General features: G+C 49.2%; 11 protein-coding genes. 9 read left to right on the top strand and 2 right to left on the bottom strand.

Annotated elements, in window-relative coordinates; all coding sequences use genetic code 11:
• Window positions 1-48: 48 nt before the first annotated feature.
• Together HP399_RS27530 and mglC are read left to right on the top strand one after the other, a co-directional pair.
• On the top strand, window positions 49-1,566 hold the full coding sequence (locus HP399_RS27530; protein WP_173618306.1) for a sugar ABC transporter ATP-binding protein: 1,518 nt from the start codon (window positions 49-51) through the stop codon (window positions 1,564-1,566).
• Window positions 1,567-1,584: 18 nt separating this feature from the next.
• Window positions 1,585-2,604: a galactose/methyl galactoside ABC transporter permease MglC gene (gene mglC, locus HP399_RS27525; protein WP_173618305.1), complete on the top strand. Its 1,020-nt coding sequence runs from the start codon at window positions 1,585-1,587 to the stop codon at window positions 2,602-2,604.
• Window positions 2,605-2,655: 51 nt separating this feature from the next.
• On the opposite strand, the gene HP399_RS27520 is transcribed toward mglC, so the two are convergent.
• Window positions 2,656-3,705 carry a DUF418 domain-containing protein gene (locus HP399_RS27520; protein WP_173618304.1) on the bottom strand — a complete coding sequence of 350 codons (1,050 nt, stop codon included), beginning with the start codon at window positions 3,703-3,705 and terminating at the stop codon, window positions 2,656-2,658.
• 195 nt (window positions 3,706-3,900) lie between these two features.
• Between HP399_RS27520 and HP399_RS27515 the strand changes: the two genes are divergently transcribed.
• From HP399_RS27515 to HP399_RS27485, 7 genes are all read left to right on the top strand, one after another.
• On the top strand, window positions 3,901-4,701 hold the full coding sequence (locus HP399_RS27515) for a VanW family protein (RefSeq protein ID WP_173618303.1): 801 nt from the start codon (window positions 3,901-3,903) through the stop codon (window positions 4,699-4,701).
• 101 nt (window positions 4,702-4,802) lie between these two features.
• On the top strand, window positions 4,803-7,148 hold the full coding sequence (gene pcrA / locus HP399_RS27510; protein ID WP_173618302.1) for a DNA helicase PcrA: 2,346 nt from the start codon (window positions 4,803-4,805) through the stop codon (window positions 7,146-7,148).
• Window positions 7,149-7,376: 228 nt separating this feature from the next.
• Entirely contained in the window at window positions 7,377-9,392 is a 2,016-nt protein-coding gene (gene ligA / locus HP399_RS27505; RefSeq protein ID WP_173618301.1) for an NAD-dependent DNA ligase LigA, read from the top strand.
• Between the two features lie 20 nt (window positions 9,393-9,412).
• Window positions 9,413-10,339 carry a WD40/YVTN/BNR-like repeat-containing protein gene (locus HP399_RS27500; protein WP_173618300.1) on the top strand — a complete coding sequence of 309 codons (927 nt, stop codon included), beginning with the start codon at window positions 9,413-9,415 and terminating at the stop codon, window positions 10,337-10,339.
• 41 nt (window positions 10,340-10,380) lie between these two features.
• Window positions 10,381-11,448, top strand: coding sequence for a CamS family sex pheromone protein (locus HP399_RS27495; RefSeq protein ID WP_173618299.1), 1,068 nt, complete (start codon window positions 10,381-10,383; stop codon window positions 11,446-11,448).
• Between the two features lie 274 nt (window positions 11,449-11,722).
• The gene (gene pruA / locus HP399_RS27490) at window positions 11,723-13,270 is read left to right on the top strand and encodes an L-glutamate gamma-semialdehyde dehydrogenase (RefSeq protein WP_173618298.1); all 1,548 of its coding nucleotides are present in this window, start codon (window positions 11,723-11,725) and stop codon (window positions 13,268-13,270) included.
• Between the two features lie 257 nt (window positions 13,271-13,527).
• A complete protein-coding gene (locus tag HP399_RS27485) occupies window positions 13,528-14,331 on the top strand; it encodes an MraY family glycosyltransferase (protein ID WP_144619629.1) in 804 nt (267 codons plus the stop codon).
• Here the strand turns inward: HP399_RS27485 and HP399_RS27480 are convergent, their stop codons facing one another.
• A complete protein-coding gene (locus HP399_RS27480) occupies window positions 14,332-15,252 on the bottom strand; it encodes a diguanylate cyclase domain-containing protein (protein WP_173618297.1) in 921 nt (306 codons plus the stop codon).
• Window positions 15,253-15,326: the final 74 nt, after the last annotated feature.

Genomic DNA, 15,326 nt, shown 5'->3' with positions numbered 1-15,326 from the left:
CTCCTGTTTCGGTGATGGGGATGATTTTGCAAAAAGGAGGGTATTCGCATGGGCCAGCATGCGTTTTTGTTGGAAATGAACCACATTCATAAAGAATTTCCTGGGGTTAAGGCCCTCGAGGATGTCACGCTAAAAGTCCGTCCCGGAACAGTCCATGCACTGATGGGAGAGAATGGAGCAGGCAAATCGACCCTGATGAAGTGTCTCTTCGGAATTTATCGACCAGATGCGGGAGAAATCGTGTTAAACAATGAGCAGGTGACGATGAGCAGCTCAAAGGACGCGCTGACACATGGCATCTCCATGATTCATCAAGAGCTGCATCCGGTGCCCTTTCGCAATGTCATGGAAAACATATGGCTAGGACGTTTTCCGGTCAAAAGAATCGGTCCTTTTCCGTTTGTGGATGAGAAAAGAATGCTTTCGGATACGGAGAAGCTGTTTGCTGATCTGGGTATGGACCTAGATCCGCACGCTGTTGTCCGTGACCTATCTGTATCCAAGGTACAGTCGCTTGAAATTGCCAAAGCTGTCTCCTACCAATCCAAAGTGATCATTATGGACGAACCGACGTCTTCACTGACGGGAAACGAGGTGGAGCAGCTATTTGCGATCATCCGTGAACTGAAGAGCAGAGGTGTCGCCATCATCTATATTTCACACAAGATGGAAGAAATTTTACGGATTGCGGATGACGTGACGATCATGCGCGATGGCAAGCTCATTGGAACCTGGCGGGCAGCTGAGCTGACGACAGACCTGATCATCTCCAAAATGGTCGGACGGGACCTGACGCAGCGTTTCCCGAGTCGTTCCAATACGCCGGGGGAACCGATTTTGAAGGTAGAGGGACTGACCTCCCCATTTTCCCAATCATTTCAGCACGTGTCGTTTGAATTATGCAAAGGAGAAATCTTGGGCATAGGCGGCCTCGTGGGCGCACAACGAACAGAACTAATTGAGGCATTGTTTGGACTGCGCGCGGTGTCAGCAGGGAAAGTGTCGATCAACGGTCAGGAGGTACGGATCAAATCACCGAAGGATGCGAAGAAGTACAAAATGGCACTCTTGACGGAGGAGCGGCGCGTCACCGGCATCATTCCTGTCTTATCGATTTTGGAAAATACGGTCATTGCGAATTTGTCCAGTTACCAAACCCCTTTTCTGCTCCTCAATGAGCGCAAGTGTAGAGCCGATGTCAGCCGCAGCATCGAGATGCTCCGCGTCAAGACTCCCTCTATGAAAGCACTGATCAAAAACCTGTCAGGAGGCAATCAGCAAAAGGTTCTGCTGGCGCGGTGGCTTTTGACTGATCCGGATATTTTATTGCTGGACGAACCTACGCGTGGGGTCGATGTCGGCGCCAAATACGAAATCTATACGATCATCGCGGAGCTGGCGAGTCAGGGAAAAGGCATCATCATGATTTCCTCGGAAATGCCGGAGTTGCTTGGAATGTCAGATCGGATCATGGTCATGTGCGAGGGTAGGCTCTCCGGTTTTTTGTCAGGCCCAGCGGCAACCGAAGAAGAGATCATGCGGCTGGCTACCAAACATCTTGCATGAGAAAGGAGGGGAACAGGCATGTCACAGTTGTCTGCTAAACAGGTACAAGGCTTTGTTACGCAAAATGCCATTTATATCGTTCTGGTTTTGTTGATAGCGGGAATAGCGATTTACGATCCCAATTTTCTTTCCATTACAACGCTTCGGGATATTTTGATGCAATCCTCAACTCGAGCCATTATTGCCTTGGGTGCTGCGTTTGTTCTTATTACAGGCGGAACGGATCTTTCAGCGGGGCGAGTCGTCGGATTGACGGCTGTCATCTCCGCCTCGATGCTGCAAAGCCAAGACTATCCGCGGAGGTTTTTCCCGGATTTACCCGATTTGCCGTTGCTTATCCCTATTCTCATTGCAATTGCTGCGGGCTTGTTAGTTGGCCTGATCAACGGCATTATTGTGTCTCGTTTTAGTGTGCCCCCTTTTATCGCCACGTTGGGCATGATGGTCATCGTGTACGGGTTCAACTCCATCTATTTTGATATGGAGCCCAATCAATCACAGCCAATCGCTGGACTACGCAGTGACTTCAATCATCTTGGGACAGGGTACATCGGTCCGAGTGGCCCGTATTCGATTCCGTATATCGTCATCATTGCGATCATGGTTGCGTTCATCGTCTGGGTGATCTTCAACAAAACACGGCTTGGTAAAAACATGTACGCCATCGGAGGCAACATGCAGGCCGCAACTGTTTCCGGGATCAACGTCGCTTTCAACCTCATGATTATCTATGCCATTGCTGGTGCCCTGTATGGACTCGGAGGTGTTCTGGAGGCAGCCCGGACAGGTGGCGCGACGAACAACTACGGCAACATGTACGAGCTGGACGCCATTGCAGCCTGTGTGGTAGGTGGAGTCTCGACGTCTGGAGGAATTGGTACCGTTCCAGGTGTGCTTGCCGGTGTCCTTATTTTTGGCGTCATCAACTACGGTCTAACGTTTATCGGAGTAAACCCATACTGGCAGCTCATCATCAAAGGACTCATCATTGTGGCAGCCGTTGCTTTTGATATTCGTAAATACTTGGCGAAAAAATAAGAAAAGACCCCGGATCAGCTGTCAGGCAGCTTTTCTGGGGTCTTTGATTGTTTATTTCCGCAGCGGTGTGATTTTCAAATACGTAAATAATCGCCATACCCACTCAAGTGGCCCCATGCGGAAGACAGCCAGCCAGAGTACACTAAATACCATTTGCACCACGTAGATACCAAGGCAGATCAGTGTCGTTTGCAGATAGCCGAGATTGCCAAACCAATCGAACAAATAGCTTCCCACAAGGATCAATACGGTTTGTCCGACGTAGTTTGTCAAAGCCATGCGCCCATAGCTGGTCAGTGGAGAGAGGATGGTCTGGACGGTTTTATTTTGCAGCAGCCGAATCAAGGTCGTCGTGTAAAAGGCAGCCATGACAAGACCTGTGGAGGTTAAGGCAATCGTGTAGTTCATCAACTGCTGTAGGGTTTCTTCCGACATGGTATCGTCTACAACCAGATTCGCTCCACCCATTGCTGGATCAGCTGGAGTCAGTCGGTATTGGATAAACAAGCCGATTAACGAAAGGACGAAGGTCACTCCCTGCACTTTTTTAATCACTGGCAAAAATCTCGGAATGTCCTGAAAGACCCCGCACTGCCCGACAGCGAGTCCCAAAATAAATAACGGAAGCACTAAAAGCGCCTTGAAGCCGGTAGCACAGACAGCTATTGAAAGAATAAGGCCGATGATCAGATTGGTTCGCGCCTTTAATCGATAAAAAGGCAGTAAGATGAATCCGAAGATGGCATAGATGAAGAGTGCTTCGCCAGGGTGAAACATTTTATGCACAAAGCCAAGAGCGAGTAGCGCAATCAGACGCCGAATGAACAAAACGGTGCTATTGGCCCCTTTTGCTTTTGCTCGACTGATGAATATATAGAAGCCCACCCCAAACAAGAAGGAAAAGATCACGAAGAAGCGAGATTCCACAAAGAAATTGAAAAACTGGAACAGCCAGTGGTCCACACTTCCGATCACAGGTGTTTGTGCATACAGCAATGCCACGATATTGACGAGGAGAATGCCCATTAAGGCGAAGCCTCGTACGGTATCTAATGTATCAATTCGTTGGTTCATGGTAGGTGTGTTTTCTTTCAATCCCATCACTTCCTTCTCTCGTTGTTCGTCGTCCGATCGCGCACTTTTCCTATCCTAGCTCATCCGGAGATGGAGGAGAAATGGCATTTGCTTACGTCTCGCTTACAAAAGTGTAAGAAGTGAGGGGATCTCCCATATTCGACCGCAACTTCATCCTAAATCCCTACGTCTATTGTAATAATCAGGAAGTCGGGGTGCACAATGAAACCGATCGCACGGGGAAAGTGGCGTCTTGCTGCAGGCATGGCCTATTTTCGTTGGAAAAGGTATGTACAATGGACATTTGGTCAAACGAGGTTTGCTCAGGAGAAAAGAAGCGAATGGTTGCGTTATGTTCATTATTCTCATCAAACGATTTTGTTACGCCCATTGCAGAACGTGGAAATGTGGATGCAGCACAACAAAGTGATCAATTTGCGTCTGGCGATTGCACGACTGAACGGGTTGCTTATTCATCCTGGAGAAACCTTTTCGTACTGGAAGCAGATTGGCAAGCCGACCCGTAGCAAAGGCTATGTAGAGGGCATGCTGCTCTCACAGGGACGCGTCACAGCCGGAGTTGGCGGAGGGCTTTGTCAGCTCTCCAATCTGCTGTACTGGATGACCCTGCATACACCATTGACAGTGACGGAACGACATCGTCATAGCTACGATGTTTTTCCCGATTCGAATCGGACACAGCCGTTCGGAAGTGGAGCGACTTGTTTCTATAACTATCTGGATTTGCAAATCGCCAACAACACGCATCAGCCCTTTCAACTGCATGTTAATCTGACCGATACACATTTGGTAGGCGAGTGGCGTTCAGACATGCCACCGACACGGACGTATGTCATTATCGAGAAAGAACATGAGATTTATCCTTCGATTTGGGGAGGGTATGAACGGAAAAATGAATTGTATCGTGATGTTTACACGCTGGCAGGAGAATGGATGGATCAAGAATGGCTGACGCAGAATCAGGCATATTTGATGTACGAGCCATTGCTGCCGAAAGGATGATGTTTCCTGTTCGGGATACGAACTGGAACTCCATTGCGATCTGTGCGAAAATAGGAACATATGCTTTCGTCTAGGGAACGTGGAAAGGTGGATTTATACATATGTCTTTTGCAGATCGTATCACAGCAGGCCTGAACCCGGAGCAGCGGGAAGCAGTCCTTACAACAGAAGGCCCCGTCTTGATTTTGGCCGGTGCGGGTAGCGGCAAGACCAAAGTACTGACTCAGCGAATCGCATACCTGATCAGTGCCAAACAGGTAGCGCCTTGGAGCATTTTGGCGATCACCTTCACCAACAAAGCAGCACGGGAGATGCAAAACCGTGTGGCTGCCATTATTGGCGGAGCGGCAGCGCAGGATGCATGGCTGTCGACGTTTCACTCCTTGTGTGTGCGGATTTTGCGCAGGGATATCGACCGACTCGGCATCAATCGCAGCTTTTCCATTTTGGATGCTGGTGACCAGTTGTCTGTCGTCAAGCAATGTTTAAAAGAATTGAACATCGATCCGAAGCAGTATGAGCCGCGTTCGATCTTGGCAGCGATCAGTGGAGCGAAAAACGAGCTGACCGATCCAGAAACCTATACGCGTCTTGCGGGCGATCCATTTGCACAAGTGGCAGCAAAGGTTTACACGGCTTATCAGAAAAAGCTGAGAAATAACCAGTCGCTGGACTTCGACGATCTGATCATGACGACAGTTCGACTGTTTAAAGAAGTGCCGGAAGTATTGGAGTTTTATCAAAAGAAATTCCGTTACATACACGTTGACGAGTATCAGGATACAAACCGGGCGCAATACCTTTTGATTTCCATGCTGGCAGACAAGTCTCGAAATGTATGCTGCGTGGGGGATGCTGACCAAAGTATTTATAAATGGCGCGGTGCCGATATCTCGATCATTTTAAACTTTGAAAAAGACTATCCCGAAGCCAAGCTCATCAAGCTCGAGCAAAACTATCGCTCCACTAAAACGATTTTGCAGGCAGCGAACCAGGTTATTGCCAACAACAAGCTGCGCAAGGAAAAGAAGCTCTGGACAGAGAATCCAGGCGGCGACAAGATCATGTGCTTCCAGGGTGATTCCGAGCACGACGAGGCGTATTTTATCGTCGATACGATCCGCAAGCAGATGGCACAGTACAAGAGCTACGACAAATTCGCGATCCTTTATCGGACGAATGCACAGTCTCGTGTGGTCGAGGAAGTTTTCATCAAATCGAACATGCCGTACACCATCGTCGGCGGAACCAAGTTCTACGATCGCAAAGAGATCAAGGACATCTTGGCTTATTTGCGTCTCATCTCCAATCCGGATGACGATATCAGCTTGCAGCGCATCATCAACGTACCGAAGCGAAATATCGGGGATACGACGGTAGATAAGCTGCAAGCGTATGCGAACGCAAATGGCCAGTCCCTTTTCCAAGCGATTCAGGAGACGGCTTACATGGGGCTGCCTTCACGTACGACGAATGCGATCCTGTCCTTTAATGATCTCATCTCGAATTTGATGCAAATGACCGATTACTTGAGTGTGACTGAGCTGGTGGAAGAAGTGCTGAAGCGCTCTGGATACCGCGATTCTTTAAAAGAAGAGAAAACGCTGGAAGCACAGGCTCGTATGGAGAATATCGAGGAGTTCCTGTCTGTAACCCAGGAGTTCGAGCGCAAAAATGAAGACAAGAGCTTGCTAGCCTTCCTGACTGACCTCGCGTTGGTGGCAGACATTGATTCCTTGGGAGATGATGGTGCCCAGGAGGAAGTATCGGCGGAGGGGCAGGTTGTATTAATGACCTTGCACAGCGCCAAAGGGCTGGAGTTCCCAGTCGTGTTCCTGGTTGGTTGCGAGGAGGGTGTCTTCCCGCATAGCCGCTCTTTGTTTGACGATGCCGAGATGGAGGAAGAGCGCCGACTGGCTTATGTAGGAATTACACGGGCGGAGGAACGTCTGTACATGACATGTGCCCGTATGCGGACGTTGTTTGGACGGACCAATGTGAATGCGCCGTCTCGCTTCCTGCAAGAAATTCCAGCTGAGCTGTTGGAAGGAAATCCAGCGACAGCGGACCGAAGCTTTGGCGGTGGACGTAGCAGTGCATTTGGACAGCGTGATGGCAGTGCATTCGGACGTGACACGGGAGCGAGACCATTTGGAGCGTCCTCTTCACAAGCAGGTTCTGCTCCGAAATTTGGCATGGGTCAGCGAACCCCAAGCAGCACGCCAGCTACGTTTACTCGTCCGGCGGGTGAAAAACTGCCTGGACACGGTCAAGGAGCAGGCGTTGATTGGAAGGTTGGCGACAGAGTGGCACATGGCAAATGGGGCAACGGTACGGTCGTGAAAGTAAAAGGAACGGGCGACGACATGGAGCTCGACATTGCTTTCCCAAGCCCGACTGGCATTAAAAAGCTATTAGCGAAGTTTGCCCCTATTCAAAAAGGATAATGTGCAAATGCAAATACAGGCCAATCGCAAAAAGGTAGTTCAAAAAGTCGTCTTTTGATCACGAAGCAATCCGGGAAGCTTATTCGCATCGATAATGGCGTTCACCTTCGAAGTCCGGTGCTCATGTAGGTACCTACACTCCGCTCCTCCTTCGTGAGGTTCTCGCCATTATCTCGGTGCTGAAAAGCCAACTTTTTGAACAGGTATGAGTATGAAAGGATGAACGAAATGGATCGATTGACGGCGGAAACAAAAATTAAAGAATTAGCGAAACGAATTGAGCGGCATAATCGTCTTTACCATGAAGAGGATCGACCTGAGATTTCTGACCAGGAATACGATCAATTGATGCGGGAGCTAAAGGAGCTTGAAACGAGCTTCCCTGATTTGCAGTCACCGGACTCTCCTTCCTTGCGTGTAGGGGGAGAACCGCTGCCCTTCTTCGAAAAGGTCGTTCATAAGACACCGATGCTCAGTCTCGGCAACGCCTTTAATGAGGAGGACATCAGGGATTTTGACCGCCGGGTGCGTCAGGCCGTTGGCAGTCAGGCTGTCCGATATGTAGCTGAACTGAAAATTGATGGTCTGGCTGTGTCGCTTCATTATGAAAATGGGTTGTTCGTCCGCGGGGCTACACGTGGAGACGGAACAACAGGCGAAGACATCACACAAAACCTGAAAACGATTCGTTCCATTCCTTTGCGGCTGACGAAGCCGGTAACCCTTGAGGTTCGCGGTGAGGCTTACATGTCCAAGGGAGCATTTGAAAAGCTGAACAAAGAGCGTGAGGAGCGTGGAGAAGCGTTATTTGCCAATCCGCGCAATTCCGCAGCGGGCTCGCTGCGACAGCTCGATCCGAAGATTGCCGCATCCCGTCAACTGGATACGTTTATTTATGGCATTGGCGATTTGCAAGGGGAGATAGTAGAATCCCACAGTGAAGGGCTTGATTTGCTGGAGACGCTCGGCTTCATGGTGAATCAGGAGCGACGTGTATTTGACGACGTCGATGAACTGCTCGCTTTTATTGCGGGCTGGACAGAAAAGCGTCCTCATTTGCCTTATGAAATCGATGGCATGGTGATCAAGGTCGACAGCTACGCTCAGCAGGAGGAGCTCGGATTTACTGCGAAAAGTCCGCGTTGGGCTATCGCATACAAGTTCCCTGCCGAAGAAGCGGTTACGATTCTTGAAGGTATTGAAGTATCTGTGGGGCGTACAGGGAATGTTACCCCGACTGCTTTATTGAAGCCAGTCAGTTTGGCAGGTACGACCGTGAAGCGTGCTTCCTTGCACAACGAAGATATTATTCGGGAAAAAGGTCTCCTTATCGGCGATCATGTTGTCGTCAAAAAAGCAGGGGACATTATCCCGGAGATTATCGCAGTCTTGCCTGAGCGTCGTACTGGAAATGAAGTACCATTTGCTATGCCAACGCATTGCCCCGAATGTGGGAGTGAGCTGGTACGCTTGGAGGAAGAAGTGGCTCTGCGCTGCATCAATCCAATGTGTCCGGCACTAATCCGTGAAGGCATGATTCATTTCGTGTCCCGCACAGCCATGAACATTGACGGCTTGGGAGAAAAGGTCGTGGCCCAGCTGTATCGCGACGGTATTATCCACAGTGTCGCTGACTTGTATTATTTGCACCAACAGCGAGATGCTCTACTGGGCATGGAGCGCATGGGTGAAAAATCCGTAGATAATTTGCTTGCGGCTATTGAAGCGAGCAAGGAGAACTCGCTGGAGCGCGTATTGTTCGGTCTTGGTATACGCTTGGTCGGAGCCAAGGCGGCACGTGTTCTCGCGGAGCATTTTGGCAATATCGATGCCATTATGCAGGCATCCGAAGAAGAGATTACGCAAATTGATGAGATCGGGCCGAAAATGGCTGCGAGTCTCGTGAACTACTTCGCACAGCCGCAGGCTCAGGCAGTTATTGAGAGACTGCGAGCGGCCGGAGTGAATATGGAGTACAAAGGAATCCGCATTGAAAGTGGCGCAGACCTCCCATTCTCAGGAAAAACAATCGTTTTGACTGGCACCTTGACGCAAATGTCACGGCAGGAAGCAGAAGAAGCGATTGCGCGCTTGGGTGGGAAGGTAACAGGCAGCGTCAGCAAGAAGACAGACCTGGTGATTGCAGGCGAAAAAGCCGGCTCCAAGCTGGAAAAGGCAGAAAAACTAGGCGTGGCTGTTATGGACGAAGCAGGCTTCCTGCAAGTATTGGAGAGCAACGCCTAAGAAAACGGTGGCGACAACGGATGAGTAAGGGAAGGGACGTGAAGAGCATGAATAGCTTCCTGAAATGGGGAATCGGTGTAATAGCCATGCTGCAATTGGTTGGCTGTGGAAGTAGCAGCAGTACTGGCAGTGAACAAACCAATACGAATCCTCAACCAGTTACAGCTGCTGCTCTACAAGGGAACTTGACCTATCAGGACGTATTGGAGCAGGGAGCAACCATTCACAATCTGATGATGACCGATGATGCTAAGCAAATATGGGTGGGTACCAATTCGGGGCTGTATAGCTCGGTTGGGGGTGGATCGTGGGGATCTCTCTCGACAGATTTAGAGCAGTATACGATCGAAGGTTGGTTTGTGGACCCAGATGATCCGAAGCAAATATTTGTCGGCGGGATTGATGGGGTTCTTCATTCGACAGATGGCGGTAAAAAGTGGACTTCTGTCAACAAGGGGTTGCCAGAGCCTGCGAATATCAGCAGCTTTGTGGGGAGTCGCCAAGGAGACGAAGTACGTCTGTTTGCCTTTGTCTCGGGTGAAGGCATTTATCAATCGACGGACGAGGCCCAATCTTGGAGCCTGTGGCAGCCGATGGATCAGGAAGTATTTGCCATGGACTTTGATCCCGAACAAGACCGACTCTATGTAGCGGCCCAATTCAGCTTGCTCTATAATGAAGAGGGGCAGTGGAAGACAGAGGAGATTCCCGGAGCACAGCAGATCTATTCGCTCGCCATTAACAGACGAACTGGCACTCTCGCTGTCGCAACCGAAAAAGGTATCTATGAGAAAACCAAGGGCGAATGGCGTTTGCTTGATGCTCGCTCACCGGAAAAGCTGATTGTCATTGCTTCAGGTGGCGAGGATACAAAATGGGTGGGAATTGGCGAATCGGCATTGATCTACAAGCTCGAGGACAATCGATGGATCAAGTGGAACGAATGATTTGTACATCGCCCACTTTTGGATACGAAAAGGAGTAATCTATGAAAGTGAAGTTTTTGACAGGATGCGGGTTCTTCACAGCTATACTTCTTGTGATGGCATTGACTGGCTGCTCGTTGATACCTGGGGGCAAGGACAAAGCTCCTGAGCCTACTACACCGTCCTTGTCGGAGGTAGTGGAAGTATCCGAGGATTACTACGGCAGTATTACGCCATATCAGCCGAACCAGACGCGCGGTATGCTTGGGGATACGAAATATCGTATCGATTTTAGCCATCTTGAGTTAGGCCTGATGGAGTTTGCTCGGGAGACATTCCCGACGTCCGATTATTATTTCCAAGAAGGTCAAGTGGTGAAAAAAGAGCAAGTCACCCAGTGGATCGCACAAGAAAAGACGGCTGGGGCCAACGGGAAAAAGAAAAGCGGAATTCTCGTGCACGTGTTGGAGCATGATTACCTGAACAAAAAGGATAAGAGCTTGGCTGGCATGGTGTTGGGCTTGTCGCTTTCGCCGAACTACCAGGATGCAACCGGTCAGGACAAGGTCTACACGACTCAAGAACTGCAAGCAAAAGGCCAGCAGGTCGCAGCTCGTATTGTGCAGTCTGTACGTGCCAACAGCCCGCAGGTTCCGATATTGATTTTGATGTATCAAGTACCGGAAGCGAATTCTTCTCTGGTGCCAGGTCACTTTATCATGTCAGGAACTGTAGGGGCGAATGAAGCAACAATATCCAAGTGGCTGCCGATCGAAGAGGAATTTTTACTATTCCCAAGCCCTGAGGCTGAGAAGAAGTACCCAGAGGTGTCCTTGCAATACGATAAGCTCATGCGCCAGTCTAAGGGTTATTTCGGTGAGTACATCGGGATGACTGGTCTGGGGCGCTTCATGGATGGCAGGTTGACGGAAATGACAATTACAGCTACGGCAGAGTATGACTCCAGGACAGAGGTATTGCAGTTTACTCAATTTGCAGCGGGCAGTATCAACCAACTTTTCGATAAGAACGTCCATGTCAACATGTACGTGCAGTCGATGAACAAGCCATTGTCGCTCTACATTCGACCGACAACTGGTGAGCCGTATATGCATATTTACAGACAATAAGCAAAAGCAACAAGCACCCGAATGATTGCCTGAGAAGGTGAGTAATTTGGGTGTTTTTTTGTACACAAAAGGTAGTTGGTTGAACAAAAGTGTAAAGTGATGAACGGTGTGTGTACAAAAGTGTTCGAAATACTTCTTGAATCTTGGCGGTGATTTTTCGGCAAAAATGCAAACACTAATAGAGTCGAGCTTTAATTGTTTGGTTGGTATGATCCTTGCATATGTTTTATGAGTGATCCGAAACATGGAAGATATCGATAAGGAGGCGTCACAGATGCAAGTGGAATTCAAAAACGAGGCGTTTACCAATTTTAGTCTGCCAGAAAATAAAAAGGCATTTGAAGAAGCGCTCGCTAAGGTAGAAAGTGAGCTTGGCCGTGAGTATGCACTTATCATCGGCGGAGAACGCATCACAACTGAAAAGAAATCCAGCTCCTTCAACCCTTCTAATAAAGAACAAGTAGTGGGCGTTGTTTCCCAGGCTGACCAAGCACTGGCTGAAAAAGCGATCCAAACAGCTGCTAGCACTTTTGAAACATGGAAAAAAGTGCCTGCACAATCACGTTCCCGCTATCTGTATAAAGCAGCCGCAATCCTGCGTCGCCGCAAGCATGAGTTCTCTGCTTGGCTCGTAAAAGAAGCAGGAAAAAGCTGGCCAGAAGCTGATGCTGACACAGCAGAAGCAATCGACTTCATGGAATACTATGGCCGTCAAATGGATAAGCTGTCCCAGCGCCATGACCTGCCTCGTATCCCGGATGAGGACAACGAATTGTACTATGTTCCACTCGGCGTAGGTATCGTTATCCCGCCTTGGAACTTCCCTCTGGCGATCATGGCTGGTATGACGACAGCTGCTCTCGTAGCGGGTAACACTGTTGTATTGAAGCCTGCTTCTACCACTCCAGTTATCGCTGCGAAATTCATGGAAATCCTCGAAGACGCTGGCGTACCAGCTGGTGTTGTGAACTTCGTACCAGGTTCTGGTAGCGAAATCGGCGATTACCTCGTAGAGCACAACCTGACTCGTTTCATCAGCTTCACAGGTTCCCGTGACGTAGGTCTGCGTATCAACGAACTGGCTGCGAAACATCGTCCAGGTCAAAAATGGATGAAGCGTCTGGTGGCTGAAATGGGCGGTAAAGACTCCATCGTGGTTGACAACGACTGCGACACCGAGTTGGCTGCACAGTCCATCGTGGCTTCTGCATTCGGCTTCTCCGGTCAAAAATGTTCCGCTTGCTCCCGCGCTATCGTTCACCAAGACGTGTACGATCAAGTACTGGGCCGCGTAGTAGAGCTGACCAAACAACTGACAGTAGGCGACATCAGAACCAACGAATTCTACACAGGTCCTGTGGTTGACGAGAAAGCTTACAACAAAATCCTCGAGTATATCGAGATTGGTAAAACAGAAGGTAAACTGGTTGCAGGTGGCGAAAAAGGTCCAGAATCCGGCTACTTCATCATGCCAACTGTATTTGCAGATGTAGATCCACAAGCTCGCATCATGCAAGAAGAAATCTTCGGCCCAGTGGTAGCGTTCGCGAAAGCCAATGATTTCGATCATGCACTGGAAATCGCGAACAACACTGAATACGGCTTGACTGGCGCTGTCATCAGCCGCAACCGTGAAAACCTGGAGCGTGCACGCGAAGAGTTCCATGCTGGTAACCTGTACTTCAACCGCAAGTGCACAGGCGCTTTGGTAGGTGTACATCCATTTGGAGGCTTCAACATGTCCGGTACAGACTCCAAAGCGGGTGGACCAGACTACCTCTTGCTCTTCACTCAAGCAAAAATGGTTTCCGAAAAACTCTAAGCTTCTCAATAAAAAAGGCTGCCTCTTTTACAGGGGCGGCTTTTTTGTTCCCATTTTGTCCACACTAAAGACAAAATGAAGGGCAAAGCAGGTGAGGGTAACTGTTTACTTATATCGTGTCAGGACTCTCCTCGTTTTTTGTTGTGTATTTGTTAATGCCAGTAGCAAATTGGCTGGCTTGGAAAACAAAGCTGCTGGATATGCCCAAGGGGAGAAAGGGACATAGCAGACCGATCCCATTATCTGGTGGTTTGGCCATGTTCGTTGGTCTCTTGTTGGTGTCAACTTTTTTTGCAGGGGCGCAAAAAACCGTTGCAGTTTTGGCAGTTGGAGGGGCCATGCTGGTGGCCATTGGATGGGTAGACGATACCTACAAGTCGAAGAAAAAAGAATTTCCGGCACTGCCGAAGCTGATGGTGCAGTTATTGGTAGCGACGCTGACATTCCTCATGGATATTCGCTTTCGGGGAATCAATTTCATGTGGCTGGGGGGAGAGGAAGGGATGTATGTCTCATTTCCAATCCTGGTTTCCCTGCTGATGACCGTGCTGTGGATCGTCGGTTTGATCAATATGGTGAATTTTTTGGATGGAGTGGACGGACTCGCTGCAGGTGCTACTGTGATCTCAGCGGTGACCTTATTCTTTTTGTCGATGCTCAAAGGTCAAGAATTAACAGCACTATTGGCTGTCGCACTGGCAGGTGCTGCACTCGCTTTTCTTCGCTTTAATTTTTATCCGGCGAAAATTTTTATGGGTGACGCGGGTTCGATGTTTTTGGGATTCGCTCTCGGCGTGATCTCGTTGGAAGGAACGATGAAAGGGGCTACGCTCATTTCGTTAGTCGTGACTGTGTTGGCAGTAGGCTTGCCTATCATAGACACTGTACAGGTCATGATCAGTCGGCTTTTGGCAGGCTCCCCCATGTACCAAGCGGATCGTCGACATGTTCATCATCGGCTCATGTCCCGGGGGTTGTCTACGAAGCAGACGGTCATCATTCTGTATGTGGTGAGTTTGCTGTTCTCCGTCTTGGCAGTGTTTTTGTTTTACAGTCAATAATCAAATGGGGTCAAAGAAAAAGAAACGATTGCGCCCTGTATTTTTGGCTTGATAAAGTGCTTTGTCTGCATTGCTCAACAGTTGTTCAGCTTCGCTTGCAGATGCTGGGTAGAGGGCAATGCCTATGCTTGTCGAAAACGGTATGGCTCGGTCCTCGATCATCCACGGCTCTTGAGTCGCAAGCAGGATACGGTTCGCAATTTTTTCAACCTGACGTTCGGAGTGGATGCCGGTCAGGACGACGACAAACTCATCTCCACCCAGGCGCGCGACGATATCTCCATCTCGGACGGATGACTTGAGGCGTGTAGCCAGCATCTGTAAAAACAGATCTCCTGTGTCATGTCCCCACGTATCGTTGATTTCCTTAAAACGATCACAGTCCAGATAGAGGGCAGCGACTATCTCCTCTTTTGCTTGGGCTGCACGTAGAGCTTGCTGGAGCTTTTCGGAGAGAAGGCGTCTGTTCGGCAATCCCGTGAGCACATCATGATACGCCATATAAGCCAGCTGCGACTCCAGATTTGTGCGCTCGGTAACATCGCGGGTAATAGAAAAGACATGCGTGCATACGCCATTACTATCGTAGACAGGAGAAAGAATGGATTCGCCAATGATGTCACCATTCGCAGTAAAGTGGATCGGACTCCCGCTTTTTACTGCTTGCGTGTACATGTGCTGTAATAAGCTGGTTTTTTCATGAGGATACACATCCTCAAACGTTTTTCCGTATGCTTCCTCGCACAATTGGGCAACGTGCATAGCGGATGGATTCATCAAGACATAGCGAAACTGATACTCCCCGTCCGCATCTTGTTCGACTGCCATGAGAAAGAACATGTCCGACATATGATCGAATAGACTGGTTAGGATATCACCATGCTGACTGATAAGTGTAGTAATATCGAGTTTCTTCACCATAACCGATATCTCCTGATAATTGGCTTGTTAGAATGATTATAGTATAGCAAGACTCTCGAAGAAAATGATGAACC

The organism is Brevibacillus sp. DP1.3A (assembly GCF_013284245.2).
Lineage (GTDB): Bacteria > Bacillota > Bacilli > Brevibacillales > Brevibacillaceae > Brevibacillus.
Note: the sequence above shows the minus strand (reverse complement) of the source record. Positions and strands in the feature narration are given on the sequence as shown.

Coding starts and splice junctions, on each gene's coding strand:
- HP399_RS27480 (WP_173618297.1), bottom strand. CDS start 15,252: ATGGTGAAGAAACTCGATATTACTACACTTATCAGTCAGCATGGTGAT.
- ligA (WP_173618301.1), top strand. CDS start 7,377: ATGGATCGATTGACGGCGGAAACAAAAATTAAAGAATTAGCGAAACGA.
- mglC (WP_173618305.1), top strand. CDS start 1,585: ATGTCACAGTTGTCTGCTAAACAGGTACAAGGCTTTGTTACGCAAAAT.
- HP399_RS27530 (WP_173618306.1), top strand. CDS start 49: ATGGGCCAGCATGCGTTTTTGTTGGAAATGAACCACATTCATAAAGAA.
- HP399_RS27515 (WP_173618303.1), top strand. CDS start 3,901: ATGAAACCGATCGCACGGGGAAAGTGGCGTCTTGCTGCAGGCATGGCC.
- HP399_RS27520 (WP_173618304.1), bottom strand. CDS start 3,705: ATGGGATTGAAAGAAAACACACCTACCATGAACCAACGAATTGATACA.
- HP399_RS27485 (WP_144619629.1), top strand. CDS start 13,528: ATGTTCGTTGGTCTCTTGTTGGTGTCAACTTTTTTTGCAGGGGCGCAA.
- pcrA (WP_173618302.1), top strand. CDS start 4,803: ATGTCTTTTGCAGATCGTATCACAGCAGGCCTGAACCCGGAGCAGCGG.
- pruA (WP_173618298.1), top strand. CDS start 11,723: ATGCAAGTGGAATTCAAAAACGAGGCGTTTACCAATTTTAGTCTGCCA.
- HP399_RS27495 (WP_173618299.1), top strand. CDS start 10,381: ATGAAAGTGAAGTTTTTGACAGGATGCGGGTTCTTCACAGCTATACTT.
- HP399_RS27500 (WP_173618300.1), top strand. CDS start 9,413: ATGAGTAAGGGAAGGGACGTGAAGAGCATGAATAGCTTCCTGAAATGG.